We start from the raw sequence: 18,046 nt of genomic DNA, 5'->3' as shown, positions 1-18,046 counted from the left end.
ACAAAAAGAGGATTTTTGGTGTATAGATTTCCAATTTAGAATTATGATTTATATGCTGATAGGTTCTGGGATTATTCTCATGATACGAGAACTAATTTTTTTTATTTTAATAAAATGGTAAAATAAAAAGCCAGCTGAAAAATTAAGATTGCTAGAGCATATAGCAGGTTTGATCAACCCTAAAACTGTTCCTAACTGCTTAAATAACTGAACTGATTTTGTTGCCTAAACTAGGAACAAAATGATCATAGAACTAATCAAAAATGCTCGACTCTCATCAAGTGGTCGCAAGTTGCTTACCTCACAACAAAAACATACAAAGTCCGCTTGACGGGATCGACGAAATTCTTAATTTAGTCACAGCAGAACCCCAGCACCCAGAGGACAATCGTAATATAGACGCAATAGGGTAGTGGGAGTGCTGTAACCAGAAGTGTTGGGCTTCATGTAAAAGTGCCGACACACAAGAAAAGAGTGCTATCGCACACATTGCTTTTTTGCCAACGCGCTGACTGAATAAAATTGTGAGTAATTCGACTGACAGACCCAAGGAAAAAAGTCTTAATTTTGGTATATTGCAAGATTAAATTAGGATAAGTAGATATATGAAATTAAAGGAAAAGATTACAGTGGAGGAAGTGAATGGAAAAGCATTCAAAATCAGAATGATTGAGGCTTCGGAACACGGTAATGCTGCGTTAACTCACTACTTGCACAATCACGAAAATGGAGTTTCAGCCTTTTATAAAAAAGAAGCATTAACCCATATTAAACGAGCCTTAGAATACAAATACCCCGAAGACACAATTACTAGTAAAGCAGCTGAAGAAGCTTTACAATACATGATTTTTGACTTCCAAAAAGAAATCCCCTTCCCTGCTCCAGCCAAACCAAAGTTCAAATTCATTGACTTATTCGCAGGAATTGGAGGTTTTAGGCTTGCGATGCAAAACCTTGGTGGAAAATGCGTTTATACCAGCGAATGGGACGAGCAAGCAAAGAAAACTTATCAGGCTAACTTTGGTGAAGTACCATTTGGGGACATAACCAAAGAGGAAACTAAAAAATTTATTCCTGACAATTTTGATGTTTTGTGTGCAGGTTTTCCATGTCAGGCATTCTCAATTGCAGGAAGACGAGGTGGTTTTGAAGACACTAGAGGAACACTGTTCTTTGATGTGGCAGAAATCATTAAGCGGAAAAGACCAAAAGCAATATTTCTTGAAAATGTCAAAGGGTTAAGAAACCATGACAAAGGAAAAACCTTAAAGACGATCTTAAACGTCCTTCGAGAAGACTTAGGATATTTTGTCCCTGAACCAAAGGTTTTAAACGCAAGAGATTTTGGCGTTCCACAAAATCGTGAAAGAATTTTCATAGTTGGATTTAGAAGTGACTTGGGGATAGAAGAATTTGAATATCCAAAACCACCAAAGCAACGAGTGTCTTTTGAAGATGTTAAAGAAAAGAATACGGTTTCTGTAAAATACTACCTATCGGACACCTATCTAAACACTCTAGTTAAACACAAAGAGAGACATGCAAGCAAGGGCAATGGTTTTGGCTATGAAATCATTCCTGATGATGGAACAGCAAACGCTGTAGTTTGTGGCGGAATGGGCAGAGAACGCAATCTGGTTTATGACGACCGACTTGAGGACTTTACTCCTATAACCCATATCAAAGGTGAAGTGAACAGAAAAGGAATAAGGAAGATGACTCCAAGAGAATGGGCAAGGCTTCAAGGGTTTCCTGACAATTACATAATTCCAGTTGCAGATGCTTCTGCTTATAAGCAATTTGGTAATTCAGTTGCTGTTCCAGTTATTCAGGCAACAGCAGAGAAAATTGTAAATAGAATATTGGAATATGTTAACAGGAAATAAAGGTGAATGGAGTGAGATTTACACTATCCTCAAAATCATAGCGGACAGAAATTTATTTGCAGGAGACAGCAATTTAAATAAAATCGAGAACCTCATTTTCCCAATTATCAAAGTTCTCAGAGACGAATCGAAAGGCACTTATCAATATAGCTATGATTCTGATTTGGTTGTCATAACAGGAAATGAGGAAGAATTCAGAATTTCCATAAATGATTTTCGTGAAAAAGCTGCTTTCCTACTATCAAAACTAAAAGAAACAACTTCTTCAACATTCAGTATTCCTGAGATTGAGAACTATATCAACTCATTCAGTTGTGTTTCTCTCAAAGCAAGGTCAAGTGTTAAAAGTGACATTAGAGTTGTAATTCATGACCAACGAACGGGTACAACTCCTGAATTGGGATTTAGTATAAAATCACAATTAGGTGGTGCTTCGACTCTGTTAAACGCAGGAAAAACCACCAACTTTATCTATAGAATTAAAAGCCCAAACCTTTCTGAAAGCCAAATCTCAGAAATCAACTCAATTGATTCTAGAAGTAAAATCAAAGATCGGCTTGAGCGAATCAGAGAAAACTCAGATGGTATAGAGTTTATGAGAACTGAAAGTTCAGTTTTTGGAAATAACCTGACTTTAATAGACTCACTTCTGCCTTCGATAATCTCACAAATCGTTTATCAGTTTTATAGCTCTTCCAATTCCAAGACTGTTGATTTACTTGATTCGGTAACAGCATTGAATCCACTCAATTTTGATAGTGAGTCGAATCACCCATTTTATACCTATAAAATCAAAAAGTTTTTAACGGATATTGCTCTTGGGATGATGCCTTCCAAAGTTTGGACAGGAGAATTAGATGCTACTGGTGGTTATCTAATTGTAAAGGACGATGGTGAAATACTTTGCTACCACATTTACAACAGAAACGAGTTTGAAGACTATTTGATAGGAAATACCAAACTCGAAACTGCAAGTAGCACAAGACATGACTTTGGCAAAGTTTACTCAGAAAATGAAGAGTTGTTCTTCAAACTCAATCTGCAAATAAGATTCTTAAAATAAATGGTTTCACTTAAAGAAGTAGAGAAATTAAAATCAATGAAAGATAGTAATGTGTTTAAAAAACACATTGAATATATTAGATTCCCTTTATTTAGAAACCTTGAGCCTAACACATTAATCAATTTTGATTATCCTATTTCTTTTTTTGTTGGGAAAAATGGAGGAGGTAAAAGCTCTACTCTACAGGCTCTCTATGGATGCCCATTAAATCATAGTCTTTCCGATTTTTGGTTTTCAACAGCTATTGACCCTATTAATGAATTGAAAAATAATAGAAATTGCTTCATATACGGATATAAAGAAGATGGAGAGATTATTGAAGTTTTAAAACAAAGAGCGCAACGAAAAAACAAACTTGATTATTGGGAGCCTTCAAGGCCCGTCAAGAAGTATAATATGGACACTTCTACGAGATTTTCACCGATTGAAAGAAACGTTGAATATATTGACTTTCGATCTGAATTAAGCGCTTTTGATAGCTTCATGTACTTCATGCCTTTCCACTCAAGTTCTTCAATAAATTCAAAACAAGATTATGTAAGAAGATACTCCAGTCGTATCAAAGAGGCCTTTGACACAGGTAAAGAAATCAAACATTTTCGGACTATAAAAAATAAACCCGTTGTAAAATTGACAATAAGTGAGATTGACTCAATTTCATATGTACTTGGAAAGAAATACAATGAAATAGAAATTTTAGACCATAAATTTTTAAAAAACTGGGGGTTTTCTGTCCGTTTTTCATCTCCTGTTTTACAATATTCCGAGGCATTTGCAGGCAGCGGTGAGACGGCAATTATTGTATTAATTCATAAGATTCACTCTTGTCCAAAAAACAGCCTGGTATTATTGGATGAACCTGAGACATCATTACACCCAGGATCTCAAATACGCTTAATGAGCTATTTAATTGAGCAATGTAAGAAGAAACATCTTCAAATAATTATTTCGACTCACTCTCCATTTTTTCTTGAAAAAATGCCTTCTAACTCAATAAAGGTATTTTCTACTAATAATATTGGAATGTTTCATGTAGAAAACAAAAGAGAACCAAAGGAAGCGCTCTATGAGTTGGAAATAGATATTTCTCATGATAAGACTCAAATATTAATGGAGGACAGTTTGGCATATAACATCATTGAAAGAGTGTTGGCAAAAATGGGTGAGGATATAAAGAATTCTTTCGAACTAAAATACCTTCCAGGGGGTGCCGATAGCTTAAAACAACGAATCGCAACACTTTTAGATTTTGAAAGGTTACCGTACATAATATTTGACGGTGACCAAAAAAAAATTGAACATCATGTTGATTTATCCTTACTACCAAATAATGAAATTGACACTTCAATTAAATTAAAAACACTATTAAAAACTCAAACAAATTGCTCAATAGACTTCTATGTTGATGGAGGTAATAATGACAATGAACCCCAAAAAATAGAACTTCTCAAAAAGTATTTTAAATATTACGAAGAGAGAGTTTTTTATCTGCCTGAAAATATACCTGAAGAAATTATTTGGGATGATGATAAGGCAAATGAAAAACTAAAATCTTTTCAAAAAAAAGAAACTAATCTCGATGAAAATATAAAGAATGGTGATGCCAAAGATTACTTCATAAACTTGTGTGAAGCTTTATATGGTGACAGAAAGCATTTAGAAACATTACAGATTGAGTTCATTATTAACTGGATTAATAAAGGCGATAATAATCTTTCGTTTATAGAAGAAGCATTAAACTCAATTCGACAACATGCTTCGTTATAACCCATACACATTTGCAATCCGCACATAACAGCGCTCAATCCAAAATTGCAAAAGAATATGTCTTTGTCAACGCTTTGACGAAAAATAAAAAAAACGCGAAAGCCTAATAATGGGTATAAAAACATAAGGCGGACAGTGGTTTCCCCAGGTTTTCGGTTCTTAGCAAGCTTTGTCTCGGTGGACAGGTATGCAGCTCCGAAATGCCCTTCGTTTCATACCCGAGACCGTTGGGCGTCATTTGAAAACACAGTACAATTAATGAAAATCAGTTTAATAATTTTGACTTTAATCCTTTTAACTTCTTGCCAAAGAAATGGACAAGGAAAAATGGAAAACTACGCGAAATTGACTTCAAAATTCGACTCAATAATTAACGAAAATAAATTTAACGATGTTATTTTTCTTTCAACCGATTCAATTGACATTGTAGGCTTCTCCCATAAATGTAGGCTTCCCCATAAATAGCATGATAGTGCATCCCAAGGTCTGTGTTTGAGATTTTTTTTTTGTGATTTCAGGATCTTCCCGTCCCTGAGTATATTCAAGGGTTTCTATAAGTTATCATCGCATTTATGTAAGATTGATAGATATATATTCCTTACCTTATAAGGTATTGGGCTTATATGCAATAGGTAAGGGTAGATTTGCCTCTGACCTTTTTATTGAGAATAGCTCAGGCCACTTGTGTTTGATATCGCCTCGCTTCGCCATTAGGGCCATGACAGCACTTACAGGATACTTAGAGGATAAACCTCCACGATTCATATTGCCTTAGGAATGCTATTGTATTGGGAGAAGATAGGTGGAAGGAGGGCTGATCGCAGGCTGGGGTGCAGATAAAGAGGTGCTGAGGTGAAGGGGAAATTTGAGTGAAATGGCTCATATGCGGCTATAGGAACCAAAGCAGTTTTTGGATAGGAGTAAATTATAATTTTAAAAGGGTTGGAGATGAAGAGGTTTCAAGAAATAATAAGATATATCTATAATGAGAATTTGGATCAGCGGTTTACCGAAAAGAAGTATTATGTGAATGATCAGGAGATTGACATAATAATTTACGATACGATCATCAAGGAGGATCAGCGCAGGAGTTTGGACTTTGTGGTGGTAAGTGAAAGTAGGTACGAGCATGTATTTGACAATAAGGTCTATATAGTGAAAAATCAATTTGACCGAAAATACTTCTCCATTGGCAAGCAAAAAGTCTTCACTCATATGGACCTATAAGGGGATTGAATAAGGCTGTTTTTTAGATAATAGCAGGCAGAATCCAAGTACTGTACTTAGTTATTGCGTAGATTTGGTACTATTGTTTAAGTAATAATTAATTGTAATTGAGTGAAGTATTTAGAAAATGGAGCTAAGCGATGAGTTTGGCAAATAAAAAGGTAGAGGAGTTTGAAAATTGGTATAAGGATCGATTGGTTCATCATGAAGCTGCCCGCCAATTTTTTTGTGAGCTTATCTCTGGCATTCCCAAAGTGGAGATGGTCCGGGGCAGGGTGAAAAGTTATGAGGAGTGCCTTGCCAAGTTTAGGAGGAAGTACCTTCCGATGATTGAGCCTCAGGAAATAGACAATGGAATTCAGGAATATATCACCGATATCATAGGAATAAGGGCGGTCTGTTTTTATTCGGACGAGGTGTATGAAATCCGCCGAAACCTTAAGAAGTTCTTCAAAGAAACGGATATATCTGATAAGACGGGGCAATTAGAAAAGACCGATGATAAGTTTGGTTATAAAAGTCTCCATCTGCAGCTATTGCTAAAAAATGGTCTTAAAGAGGTGCCAGGGGCAGATATTTTTAAGGGTGTTACGATAGAGCTACAGGTGCGTACGGTGATTCAGGATGCCTGGAGTATTTTGGATCATAAAATCAAATATAAGAAAAGCATTCCTCAGCATCTAAAACGCAGAATCAATCGGCTCTCAGCCTTATTTGAAATTGCCGATGATGAATTTTTGAGTATTCAGAAGGGGATCATTCAGGAAGAACTAAAGATCAACAAGAGGCTGAAGAAGGGAGGGAAGATAGAAACCGCCCAAGCCTTGGATGTCTTTAGGTTTTTGTTCGTGGCCCTGAAGCATTTTCCTGAGTATAATTTTGTGGAGGAAGAAGTCGATAGTTTCGTCCAGGAGATCTTAGAGATGAAAGATGATTTTACCGAAGGAGAGCTGTTTGAGGCTTTGGATAAAAACCTGATCAAAGTACAGCAATTAGAAAAGCTTACCATGCTAAGTTTTAGCCCATATATGGCCATCAAGTTTTGCCTACACCTATCACAGGTGGGGGACTTTGAGAAGATACTCAGTGCCGATCAGCTGGAGATTATCCAACTGCTGGAAACAGGCCTTCGGCCATAAGGCACTTTTAGCCCTTCCCGTTAGGAGGAAAGGGCCTTTTTAGAGCCTTGGTAAAAGGTTTATTTTAAGGTGTCTTTTCAAAAACTAGCCGAAAATGATCCATAATCTCTTTTTCAAAACAGATTTTATTGGGGCTGGTCTTAAATACCTCGATCTGATATTTAAAATCTTTGTCATTGATATTCGATAAAAATAATCGGAGGTATAGCCAGTATTTTTTAGGATGGAACTTCCTGAATCGCTGGCGCCACTGGCTGATCGTCTCGATATAATCCAGCCTTCCGCTACTTTTTGAGATGAGCTTAAAATAAGGGCTGGCATTCCGAATGACCATCTCATCTCCATAGGGAAGCCAAGATCCGGGAAACTGCGCCACCATTAAGGCCATGACATTTTCTGCGGATCCTTTGGGTGCTTTGAGATCCAGAAGTTCATAGTCAATCATATTTTTGCTAAAAACCATCGTTTGGATATAAGCCCTGCCTCCTGGCTCCAATAGGTCAGCAATAGACTGGAAAAAATTCTGATAGATTGTTTCTTGATTGCCATTTTTCCATTCCTCCACAGAGCAGAAGTGCTCCAGTCCTCCGATGCAGACGATTGCGTCGAATTTACCATAATCTTCAGGGAGGACGGTTTTGCAATCTTTTACCAAGACGTTGAGACCATTTCGCTGGCAGGCGGCAGCCTGAGCGGAGGAGAGGGTCAGTCCCGTACTTATGGCTCCACGCTCATCGGTGATATACCTTGAGAATGGACCCCAGCCGCAGCACATGTCGAGGACTTTAGATCCCTTTCGGATGTTTAGGCTGTCGGCGATGAATTTATGTTTGGCAGCCTGGGCTTCTTCTAGACTCATGGAAAAATCTCCATCATATTTGGCGCCACTGTAATCGCCAGTTTCACCTAAACTCAATCGAAAAATTTCATCTATGGTAGAATAGGTGAAATTGAGGTCTTTTGCATTTGCCATAACAGAAAAATGGGTTTTTGGTATTATTTATTATGTGTAAGAAATAAAAGGGCTTGCTTAAAATCCATTTGTATTTGATTCAAACGTTAAATTAGCGATTCTAAGCAGGCCCTCATTAGGAGTAAGTTTTTTAACCGGTATCTTACCTTTAGCTCCGAAAAATGGTTAGCGGAATTTATACTGTTCGGTTCTTGTTATTCTTCTCGATAAGTTCAGGATTAGGGACAAATTCCCTTTCGAAATACACCAACTCCTTTCGGTCTGGAAAATCAGGTGTTTTGCAATAATATATGGTATCTATATACCTCCTGATTATTAGTTTTAAGGTGGGATTGGCACTTGCATACACCAAATCGCCAGGATTATAACTGTTTTGCTTAAAGTCTTTGATCATTTCATTTTTTGTGAATAGGTATAAAGGTTAAAAAAAATAGATAGAACAATATTGCAAATACTTGATAAATAGTTACATATATCCCATATAGTTTTTCGGCTTTCTGTAGCTGGCATTGATTTTTAGCCTACCTTGTATAAGAGTGTCAGAATACTGCCAGATGAGATTTATTCCGCTAAAAATAAAAGCGATCCATCCGATGGATACTCCTCCGCTCAGCGGGTTTAGCTTCTATATTCAATGGTTTTAGGAGTGGATTTCAGCCAAATGAGAGCCTAAACCGAGGAAGAGCTTTGCGGGTAAGGAGCTGGCGAGATTCAATGATTGGCGTTTTGAGAAAGTCCCTCCACTAAAAAGTAGTGGAATTGGATGGTGTATTTGTCGATTGATTTAGGGTTTAATAAAGAATGCATTTACTAAAAATATGAAGCTATATATAAAATATATGGTCAGCCTAAGGTGTAAGATGGTGGTGACGGAAGAACTGAATAAAATGGGGATTCAGCATTATGGGGTTGAATTGGGGTATGTGGATATCTTGCAGGAAATAAGCAATGAAGATCGATTACTTTTGGGACAGAACCTGCAGAAGTCAGGGCTGGAGCTGCTGGAAGATAAAAAGAGTATTCTCATCGAAAAAATTAAAAATCTCATCATTGAGATGATTCACTATCAGGAGGAGCTGCCTAAGACCAATTACTCGGAGTATATAAGCGAAAAGCTGGGCTATGATTATACCTATTTGGCCAACACTTTTTCGGAGGTAAAAGGGATTACTATCCAGCAGTATATTATCCTCCATAAGGTGGAACGTATTAAGGAACTTCTGCTTTATGATGAGCTGACGCTGTCGGAAATATCCTATAAACTCCACTATAGCAGCGCCGCCCATTTGTCCAATCAGTTTAAGAAGGTGACAGGATTGACGCCTTCATTTTATAAAAAACTGAAACGCAAAAGGGATGAAAATCTTGAAAATATCTAATCACCAAAATTCGAATTTTCAGCACCTAGGATCCATATAAACAGAATCCGCTCATAAACCATCCTATTGCTATAGCGTAAGGACATTTCTCCCTGGTCGCGGGAAAAAATGCCAAGCCCTTGACCTGTGAATTGTGTAAGTTTAATAATATTGATGTAAGTGATGGGCGGGGGGATTTAGGTAGATTTCTTTATAATAAATTTACCTACTAAAGTCAGAAAAAATGTCTAAGGAAAAGGATGGAAAAGCCAAGTCAGATAAGAAGCTGCCGGCAAAGAACCTTAAAGAAAAACGGGCTGCAAAGGAAGCCAAGAGAAAAGAAAAAAATGATCGTGATTAGAACCCCTACTGAATGGAACTAGCCATTTAAGGGGATTTATACTTCACGGTTTTTTGTAGCTGTGATTCTAAAGGCAGCAAATACGTTTTACCAGCCTGTATTTAGTGGATTTGGCTGTTGATTACTGCCTTTTTGAGACTCGCTATTTATTTCCAATACGAATCTATCAGGACTTGGCCCATTTTAAATTACCCAGTGGATTTAGCTTTTTCTCTCGCTAATTTCAGGTTAAGGTAATTTGATTGGGCTGAGTTTTTTTTATGCCCCTATAGAATTGCAATTAGCGCCTTGCTGAAAACGCTGGAGTCGCTTTTGATTGATTTTCTTAGTCCACCTCAGCATTTTTTCTCAATCCCTTATTCTCCCTTAACCCCTTTCTTATCATTTATCGATTAACCACTTGTGGCGGTAAGAATATCAGGCAGGGATAGGTAGGGTTTTTTGGCCTAAACATTGGCACCGTGAATCTCCATTTTATTTATATTTCCAGCCTCTTTGTGGAGGTGGAATGCATGGAAAGTAGTAGGGAAGTCAGTGGAATTCTCATAAATGGATTGGGATTAATTTATTTTAAAATGTTAATTATTGCAGTAATTTAGTACATATATTGGTTGCTAATGAAGAATTTTTTAGATGTATTTCCTGAAAGGCCAAAATCTAGCTTCAAAAGTTTGGACTAGAGATATTTCTGGTTAGTTTACCATAGTGAATTTCAAATTTTGAATTCCTTAGGCCTACGTTTTTCCTAAGTCGCTTGCTCCAACTCTGCTGTATTAAGAAATATAATTAGTAAGAATTATTGTCATTCTCCTGTATGAATATCGAAGATAAAATACTGTTAAGAGAGATTCAAAACCGAAATAAGGCTGTTTTTGAAGCGGTATTTCATGACTACTATTCTGGCTTAATCCGATTTGCGGAGGGCATTGTCTTTGACGAAAAAGTCTGTGAGGACATCGTCCAAAACATTTTTTTACATGTATGGGAAAAAGCAGAGTTTCTGACCATAGACAGTTCTCTCAAATCCTATCTCTATAAGGCAGTGAAAAACAGGTGTTTGAATTATATTCGAAACCTTAAGATCAGAGATAAGCATAACCTTTTATACCTGGAAGCCTGCCTCAATGACTCCAATGTGGATTTTGGTGATTCGGAGATTCTCAGTCAGATAGAAGCCACCATCCAGGCTCTGCCGCCAAAGATGGCGGAGATCTTTAGACTCAAATACCTAAGCGAAAAGTCCATTCGTGATATCGCTCAGGAGCTGGAAGTCTCTGAGAATACCGTAAAGACACAGCTACTTCGCGCCAAAGGAAAGCTCCGTATTTCTCTGCAAGAATCCTTAAACCTTAATTTCCTCTTATAAATCGGCTTATTGTCACCCTTTGTACAGACTTGAGTGTCCTATGAATAGATGGATCGCAGGAAGATAATCGCTTGAGATCCATCTATTGCGAAGCCTACAACACAGATTTTGAGAAAATCACTATTTCTATTAATCAATTAATCAATAACCCTATGAAACTTCACATCAGCATCATTCTATTATTATTCCTGCTCAGTTCTACGCTTCTAATGGCCCAAAAATCCGAAGGGATGGAAGAAATGTGGGGGGACCAAAAGATGATCAAACGGAGTGATATAGGACAGAGAGCCGAGCTATTTGATGATAGTAATTATTCCATGTTCATCCATTGGGGGCTTTATTCCGAAATTGGAAATGAGTGGAAGGGGCGGACCTATTATGGCATTAGTGAGTGGATCATGAACCCTCGTCGAGCCAATATACCCGCTAAGGAGTATATGGCGGAGGCTGGGAATTTTGATCCCGTAAATTTTGACGCTATGGCCATCGCCCAGCTGGCCAAGGACGCAGGCATGAAGTATATTGTGGTGACGAGCAAGCATCATGATGGCTTTGCAATGTACGATTCCAAGGTCAATGATTTTAATATCGTAAAGGCTAGCCCTTTTGGCCGGGATCCCATGAAAGAACTTGCGCAGGCCTGTAATGACTTGGGCTTGGGCTTTGGCTTTTATTATTCCCATAATCAGGATTGGACTTTCCCTGGAGGAAATGGCGGCCCCAAAGTCAATAGTGAAGGTAAAGAAGTAGGATTTGATTATTATTTCAGAGAAAAGTGCCTTCCACAAGTCAAGGAAATCACCAGTCAATATGGGGAGATTGCCATGGTGTGGTTTGATACCCCGGGAAGTATGGAGAAGAAGTATGTGGAAGAACTGGTGGCTGTCGTGCGTGAAAATCAACCCAATGCTATGATTTCTGGGCGTGCAGGGCATAATCTTGGGGATTACCTCTCACTTGGGGACATGAATATCCCGGTGCAGAATGTGGGTGGTCTGTGGGAGACGGTGGATGTTACCAACGATTCCTGGGGCTATGCCTGGTACGATGAAAACTGGAAAAGTGCCAAAAGAATACTGAAGTCCACCATCTCCACGGTGGCTAGAGGAGGGACATATATGCTGAATGTGGGTCCTAAGCCGGATGGTACCATCCCCGAGGAAGCACAGCTTTCCCTGCGGGCTGGTGGGGAATGGATCAGCAGATATCCACAAGTAATCTATGCCGCAGATCCTTCTCCTTGGGGCCGTGCCCTACCTTGGGGAGATGTTACGGTGAATGAGGGCAAACTGAACTTATGCATTTATGATTGGCCGGAGGACGGAGAGATTTATCTGCCGGGAATGCAGAATACCATTCATTCGGCTGGCTTATGGGTGGAAGGGGAGCTGCTGAGATTAGAAACTAGCTCAAATGGCAGTTGGGCAAGAATTAAGCTGCCGGCTACCCGTCCTGAGGCTATGATCTCGGTGGTGGAGCTGGTTCTGGATGGTGAACTAGCCGTGAAGCAGGGTTCTTTCGTGGATCCTGTGTATGCTACTGAGTTATTAGTGGATTTTGCAAAAGCTGAAAACTGTGCCATCGAGGAAAAAAGATGGATGGAGAAGTTTGGTGAATGGAAGCATATCACGCAGGCTCATGAATGGAAGGATCAAGCAAAGGTGAGCTGGGAAGTGGACCTGATGAAGCCCGGGTATTACCAGGTGGATCTCAACTATGCCGGAACTGGCAGATTGGTATGGCGTATTGAGAATGAAGAAGGTGATTTGGTCCAAAATCAGCAAAACTCCTCCGAGGTATATGCTTATTTTGAAATGGGCTTATTGAAATTTGACCAGGCAGGAAAGCATACGCTCACCGTATCCCTAATCGATGGGGACAGAGAATCTGCTAGCCTTAAGGAAATGAGATTGACTCCCTTTGATAAATTAGAATGATTTATTTTGATTTGATTTTCCAACTAATGCGATAGGGGTGAGGTACTAATTTTAGCCTGAACATTTAGTCATAAAGACGGAAGGCATGATTGGTAAATAATACCAATCAAAGCTCCTCAAAAGTGCAAGGCCTAGGGGAATCATTTTGTACAAAGATCCTGAAAAGCTGTTTTAGCGAGATCTTCGCTAAACCAAATAAAGATATCAACTACTATAGGAGCCAGAATCCTCAGGTATTGATAATGAGAGCGATAGATTTATGGTGTTTTTAAACAAACAAAATTTTCATTGGTTTTTGGATATTGGTGAAATATTGACGGGGACTGGTTGTTTGTTTGCAATATGGCAAGGATAGGTCTGGTGAAAAGCAAATAATTTATGTGAAAATGGAAAATTATAAGTAGATATTCTATTTTTTTAATACGATATTTAATAAAGGAAAAGGGTTATAAATTTCTTATGAATGTCGAAGTACACCATATATATCGCTTCCGATTCTATGAGCTTTTTGGGCTTGGAGTCACTTGTAAAATTAGCGGCTTCACGGTTTACTGAGCGAGAGTATGAGGTAGTGAAGATCCCCAATGTGATGAGTGCTGCCAAAGCCCTGGAGACGGTGCTTGAAGCCAAAGACAATCAGCCCTCCATCGTGGTGTTCAACACCTCTCTGATAGAGGTCAGGGATGCTTTTATTATGAATGGCCTGAAATACAGAGTGCAGTTTCTCGATGTATTGGCTCCCATGGTGAAGGCCCTGGGGAATGTGCTAAAAATGCCTCCGGTGTACCAGCCGAGTTATTCCTGGCAGCTGGACGAGAAGTATTTTGAGAAGATAAATGCCATCGAATTTGCCATCAATAATGATGATGGCAGGAGTCTGGCTTCCCTCCAGAAGGCTGATATAGTATTGATCGGAGTGTCCAGGACCTCCAAGACGCCCCTGAGTATTTACCTGGCCTACCACAACTACCTGGTGGTCAATATTCCGCTGGTTTCTGTCCACAGCATTCCTGCGCATATATTCAAGATTTCTCCCAAAAAAATAATAGGCCTCACCATTCACCCCGATCGGCTAAGTCAAATAAGGACTGAGCGCAATACGAATATGGGCGTGGCTGGGGACTCGGCCTATGCTGATATGCATCAGATACTCGAAGAGCTGGAGCTTGCCGATAGTCTGATGAAGAAACTCGGCTGTCCCATCATTGACGTATCCAATAAGGCGGTGGAGGAAACTGCCGAAATCATCATGAAACTAACCACTAACCAAACCATAAGAAGTTATGAATAAGTACGTTTACAATTTTGCCGAAGGCAATAAGTCCATGAAGAAAACCCTGGGCGGGAAGGGCGCAAACCTGGCGGAGATGACGAATATTGGGCTCTCTGTTCCTGCGGGATTCACCATCACCACTGAGGCTTGCAATCAATACTTCAAGGACGATAATGCCATCAACTCTGCGATAAGAAGCCAGATCGATGAGGCTGTCAGCCAGCTGGAGCTACAGGTGGAGAAGTCATTTGGCGGCTCTCCCTGCCTGCTCGTATCTGTACGGTCTGGCTCGGTCATCTCCATGCCAGGCATGATGGATACGATCTTAAACCTTGGCCTGAATGACGAAAATGTCAAAGACCTGGGCGAGCGTACAGGGTCCATGCGGTTTTCGCTGGACTGTTATAGACGTTTTATCCAGATGTATAGCAATGTGGTATTGGAGATCCCCATGTATCATTTCGAATCCATATTGGTGGACACCAAAGAAAGAGATGGGCTCCAGTCGGATCAGGAGCTGTCTGTGGATCATTTACACGCCATCATTCAGGAGTATAAAAGGCTGGTGTTAAGGGAGACAGGAAGACAATTTGAGCAGTCGCCAAAGGAACAAATGTATGCGGCCATCGAGGCGGTATTCAGGTCTTGGAATAATGAAAGAGCAAAAATATATCGCCGGATCAATAGCATTTCTGATAAGCTCGGCACCGCAGTAAATGTGCAGATGATGGTCTTTGGGAACCTAAGTGATGCTTCCGGCACAGGGGTGCTCTTCACTCGTAACCCTTCCACAGGTGAAAATGTCCTGTATGGCGAATACCTTATGAATGCTCAGGGGGAAGATGTGGTGGCAGGGATTCGTACGCCTAAGCCTATCCAAAGCCTTCAAGAGCAGAATCCTGCGGTATATGATGAGCTGGTGGACTCTGCCCAATTGCTCGAAAACCACTATTCAGATATGCAGGACATAGAGTTTACGATCGAAAATGGCAAGTTTTACCTTTTGCAAACCCGTAATGGAAAGCGATCGGCTGCGGCAGCGGTGAAGATTGCCGTGGACTTTGTGAATGCCGGCATAATCAAAAAGGTCGATGCGATCAAGAATTTTGATGCCAATCAAATTGATCAATTATTGCATCCGGAGTTTGATAAGGAAAAGCTGGCGGCCGCCAAGGAGCTGACCATTGGCCTTCCTGCGAGCCCTGGTGCGGCCACAGGACAATTGTTTTTTGATGCGAAATCAGCCGAAAAAGCCCGGGAGGAAGGCAAGCAGGTGATCCTGGTCCGAATGGAAACCTCCCCCGAAGATATCAGCGGAATGATCTCCTCCAATGGCGTCCTGACCGCCAGAGGCGGGATGACCAGCCATGCCGCCGTGGTCGCTAGAGGAATGGGCAAATGCTGCATCTCTGGATGCATAGACTTGGAGATAGAGGAAGAAAATCGAATAATGAGAATCGGCGACCTCGAACTGAAAGAAGGGGATTTTATTTCCCTGGATGGAAGAACGGGGAAGGTGTATTTGGGACAGATGGAAACCACTTCCTCCAGCATCAGCGAGGATTTTATCCAGCTGATGGCTTGGTCCGATGAGTTCAGTAAGCTGACCATTATGGCCAATGCAGATACTCCGTTTGATGCCAGTAGAGCCAAGGGTTTTGGAGCTAAAGGCATTGGTCTTTGCCGTACGGAGCATATGTTTTTTGAGGGCAATAGGATCACTGATATGCGAGAGATGATCATGGCCGACACCGAGAAAGGACGCAAGATCGCGCTAGAGAAGCTGTATCCTTATCAGAAGGATGATTTCAAGGCCATATTCAAAATAATGGAAACCTATCCCGTGAATATCAGGCTGCTCGACCCTCCATTGCATGAGTTTTTGCCTAAGGGCAAAGAAGAAATCCAGGAAATGGCTAAAGCCTTAGGTATGGCCTTTGAGCAAATAGAAAAAGTGGTGGAGGATCTTCATGAGGTCAACCCAATGATGGGATTGAGAGGCTGCCGGCTGGGTTTGACTTATCCGGAAATCTACGAGATGCAAACCAAAGCCATCATAAATGCCGCTTTGGAAGCTAAAAGAGAAGAGGGATTTGTGCCAACACCGGAGATCATGATTCCCCTGGTGGGCAATGAACTGGAGCTGGCAAAGCTCAGAACTCTGGTAGAACGACTCGTGGCGGAGCTGGATCCAGATCAGGAATTGGGGCATGTGAAAATCGGCACCATGATAGAAGTGCCCCGTGCCTGCGTGGTGGCAGATAAGATTGCAGAATATGCCGATTATTTCTCCTTTGGTACCAATGATCTGACACAGATGACCATGGGCTTTAGTCGGGATGATGCAGGGGTATTCATTAGGAGGTACAGAGAAAAAGGGATTTTGGACTATGACCCTTTCCAGAAATTAGATCAGGAGGGTGTGGGAGCGCTGATGCGCATGGCCATAGAAAAAGGAAAGCAGGGAAATGCTAGTTTAAAAATCGGGATCTGCGGAGAACAGGCGGGAGATACTGAGTCGCTGAGATTCATAAATACCCTTGGCCTGGACTATGCTTCCTGTTCCCCTTTTAGGATTCCCAAAGCCCGCTTTGCAGCAGGGCAAGCCGGAGCCCTCCAAGCGGAAAGTCAAGCCAATGCAGTGTTTACCAAAGAATAAATCGGATGTTCGTTCATAAGTCAAATGCCAGCATCCAGTCCTTTTCCTATCCGGTGGGGACCACCATTGACCGCTTTATTGGGCAGCGCCAGACCGAGCATCCAACAGCGAAGGGAGAATTGAGCCAGTTGCTCAGGGATATCGTTTTGGCCTCAAAGATCATCAGTCGGGAGATCAATAGAGCGGGCCTCAGCGGCATAGATGGAATGACGGAGGAGGAGAATTTTCATGGAGAAAAGCAGCGGATGCTGGATGTCATCGCCGATGTCAGGTTTACCAGCGCCCTGATCAAAGGGGAGCAGGTATGTGCCATTCTCTCTGAGGAGCGTGAGGGGATCATTGATACGGGACATCCGGAGGCCAAATATATTGTTATTATTGACCCTTTGGATGGATCCTCTAATATAGATGTGAATATTTCTGTGGGAACGATTTTCTCGGTTTACCGGCGGATTTCTAAGCCAGGCGAGGCCTTTACCATGGAGGATTTTCTCCAGGCAGGCACTGCCCAGGTGGCCGCTGGCTATATTCTTTATGGTGCATCCACCATGCTGGTCTATACCACTGGGGACGGGGTAAATGGCTTTACTTATGAACCTTCCCTTGGGGAGTATTTTCTCTCTCATCCCAAGATCACTCAGCCAGAAAGTGGGGATTATTATTCGATTAATGAAAACCAACGGGAATCCTTTCCTGATCAGGTGAAGACCTATTTGTCCTCCTGCAAAAAGGATAATTTGAATACCCGATATGTGGGTTCATTGGTGTGTGATTTTCATAGGAATTTGCTCAAAGGAGGGATCTATCTGTATCCCTCCAGCGAGCAGTATCAAGATGGAAAACTCCGTCTTTTGTATGAGTGTAATGCTCTTGCGATGATTGCTGAGCAAGCATCCGGGAGCTCCATTGATGGCTCGCAACCCATCCTACGAATCCAGCCGGAATGGCACCATCAGCGCGTCCCCTTCTTTACGGGCTCCTCCAATATGATAAAGGATCTTCTAGGGTTCTCTACCTGATCTTTTTGGGATTAAAAA

13 protein-coding genes are annotated in these 18,046 nt (G+C 40.8%); 11 read left to right on the top strand and 2 right to left on the bottom strand.

Annotated elements, in window-relative coordinates; all coding sequences use genetic code 11:
- Nucleotides 1-605: 605 nt before the first annotated feature.
- The 5 genes from B050_RS0120265 (at nucleotide 606) to B050_RS22740 (ending at nucleotide 7,082) form a co-directional block, all read left to right on the top strand.
- Nucleotides 606-1,886: a DNA cytosine methyltransferase gene (locus B050_RS0120265; RefSeq protein ID WP_018475788.1), complete on the top strand. Its 1,281-nt coding sequence runs from the start codon at nucleotides 606-608 to the stop codon at nucleotides 1,884-1,886.
- The gene (locus B050_RS0120260; RefSeq protein WP_018475787.1) at nucleotides 1,870-2,949 is read left to right on the top strand and encodes an HpaII family restriction endonuclease; all 1,080 of its coding nucleotides are present in this window, start codon (nucleotides 1,870-1,872) and stop codon (nucleotides 2,947-2,949) included. Before B050_RS0120265 ends, B050_RS0120260 begins: the two co-directional genes overlap by 17 nt.
- Complete coding sequence (locus tag B050_RS0120255; protein ID WP_018475786.1) at nucleotides 2,950-4,716, top strand: ATP-dependent nuclease; 1,767 nt, start codon at nucleotides 2,950-2,952, stop codon at nucleotides 4,714-4,716. It begins immediately after the preceding gene.
- A 948-nt stretch (nucleotides 4,717-5,664) separates the two neighbouring features.
- Nucleotides 5,665-5,943 (top strand): hypothetical protein, encoded by a 279-nt coding sequence (locus tag B050_RS0120250; protein ID WP_018475785.1) that lies wholly within the window; start codon nucleotides 5,665-5,667, stop codon nucleotides 5,941-5,943.
- A gap of 146 nt (nucleotides 5,944-6,089) precedes the next feature.
- On the top strand, nucleotides 6,090-7,082 hold the full coding sequence (locus B050_RS22740) for a GTP pyrophosphokinase (protein WP_157492920.1): 993 nt from the start codon (nucleotides 6,090-6,092) through the stop codon (nucleotides 7,080-7,082).
- 64 nt (nucleotides 7,083-7,146) lie between these two features.
- Here the strand turns inward: B050_RS22740 and B050_RS0120240 are convergent, their stop codons facing one another.
- Nucleotides 7,147-8,055, bottom strand: a complete 909-nt coding sequence (locus tag B050_RS0120240; protein WP_018475783.1) for an SAM-dependent methyltransferase — start codon at nucleotides 8,053-8,055, stop codon at nucleotides 7,147-7,149.
- A 175-nt stretch (nucleotides 8,056-8,230) separates the two neighbouring features.
- Entirely contained in the window at nucleotides 8,231-8,449 is a 219-nt protein-coding gene (locus tag B050_RS0120235; RefSeq protein ID WP_018475782.1) for a hypothetical protein, read from the bottom strand.
- Nucleotides 8,450-8,873: 424 nt separating this feature from the next.
- Here B050_RS0120235 and B050_RS0120230 point away from each other — a divergent pair, with 424 nt between their 5' ends.
- From B050_RS0120230 to fbp, 6 genes are all read left to right on the top strand, one after another.
- Nucleotides 8,874-9,434 carry a helix-turn-helix domain-containing protein gene (locus B050_RS0120230; RefSeq protein ID WP_018475781.1) on the top strand — a complete coding sequence of 187 codons (561 nt, stop codon included), beginning with the start codon at nucleotides 8,874-8,876 and terminating at the stop codon, nucleotides 9,432-9,434.
- Between the two features lie 1,154 nt (nucleotides 9,435-10,588).
- Complete coding sequence (locus tag B050_RS22735; RefSeq protein WP_018475778.1) at nucleotides 10,589-11,140, top strand: RNA polymerase sigma-70 factor; 552 nt, start codon at nucleotides 10,589-10,591, stop codon at nucleotides 11,138-11,140.
- Nucleotides 11,141-11,292: 152 nt separating this feature from the next.
- Nucleotides 11,293-13,077, top strand: coding sequence for an alpha-L-fucosidase (locus tag B050_RS0120210; protein ID WP_018475777.1), 1,785 nt, complete (start codon nucleotides 11,293-11,295; stop codon nucleotides 13,075-13,077).
- Nucleotides 13,078-13,540: 463 nt separating this feature from the next.
- Nucleotides 13,541-14,368, top strand: coding sequence for a pyruvate, water dikinase regulatory protein (locus B050_RS0120200; RefSeq protein WP_018475775.1), 828 nt, complete (start codon nucleotides 13,541-13,543; stop codon nucleotides 14,366-14,368).
- Nucleotides 14,361-17,009, top strand: coding sequence for a pyruvate, phosphate dikinase (gene ppdK / locus B050_RS0120195; RefSeq protein WP_018475774.1), 2,649 nt, complete (start codon nucleotides 14,361-14,363; stop codon nucleotides 17,007-17,009). Before B050_RS0120200 ends, ppdK begins: the two co-directional genes overlap by 8 nt.
- A gap of 5 nt (nucleotides 17,010-17,014) precedes the next feature.
- Nucleotides 17,015-18,028: a class 1 fructose-bisphosphatase gene (gene fbp, locus B050_RS0120190; RefSeq protein ID WP_018475773.1), complete on the top strand. Its 1,014-nt coding sequence runs from the start codon at nucleotides 17,015-17,017 to the stop codon at nucleotides 18,026-18,028.
- Nucleotides 18,029-18,046: the final 18 nt, after the last annotated feature.

This window comes from Echinicola pacifica DSM 19836, assembly GCF_000373245.1.
Classification (GTDB): Bacteria; Bacteroidota; Bacteroidia; order Cytophagales; family Cyclobacteriaceae; genus Echinicola; species Echinicola pacifica.
The sequence above is the reverse complement of the archived record's forward strand: the minus strand, read 5'-3'. Positions and strand labels throughout refer to the sequence as shown.

Coding starts and splice junctions, on each gene's coding strand:
- B050_RS0120265 (WP_018475788.1), top strand. CDS start 606: ATGAAATTAAAGGAAAAGATTACAGTGGAGGAAGTGAATGGAAAAGCA.
- B050_RS0120255 (WP_018475786.1), top strand. CDS start 2,950: ATGGTTTCACTTAAAGAAGTAGAGAAATTAAAATCAATGAAAGATAGT.
- fbp (WP_018475773.1), top strand. CDS start 17,015: ATGTTCGTTCATAAGTCAAATGCCAGCATCCAGTCCTTTTCCTATCCG.
- B050_RS0120210 (WP_018475777.1), top strand. CDS start 11,293: ATGAAACTTCACATCAGCATCATTCTATTATTATTCCTGCTCAGTTCT.
- B050_RS0120200 (WP_018475775.1), top strand. CDS start 13,541: ATGTCGAAGTACACCATATATATCGCTTCCGATTCTATGAGCTTTTTG.
- B050_RS0120230 (WP_018475781.1), top strand. CDS start 8,874: ATGAAGCTATATATAAAATATATGGTCAGCCTAAGGTGTAAGATGGTG.
- B050_RS0120235 (WP_018475782.1), bottom strand. CDS start 8,449: ATGATCAAAGACTTTAAGCAAAACAGTTATAATCCTGGCGATTTGGTG.
- ppdK (WP_018475774.1), top strand. CDS start 14,361: ATGAATAAGTACGTTTACAATTTTGCCGAAGGCAATAAGTCCATGAAG.
- B050_RS0120260 (WP_018475787.1), top strand. CDS start 1,870: ATGTTAACAGGAAATAAAGGTGAATGGAGTGAGATTTACACTATCCTC.
- B050_RS0120240 (WP_018475783.1), bottom strand. CDS start 8,055: ATGGCAAATGCAAAAGACCTCAATTTCACCTATTCTACCATAGATGAA.
- B050_RS0120250 (WP_018475785.1), top strand. CDS start 5,665: ATGAAGAGGTTTCAAGAAATAATAAGATATATCTATAATGAGAATTTG.
- B050_RS22735 (WP_018475778.1), top strand. CDS start 10,589: ATGAATATCGAAGATAAAATACTGTTAAGAGAGATTCAAAACCGAAAT.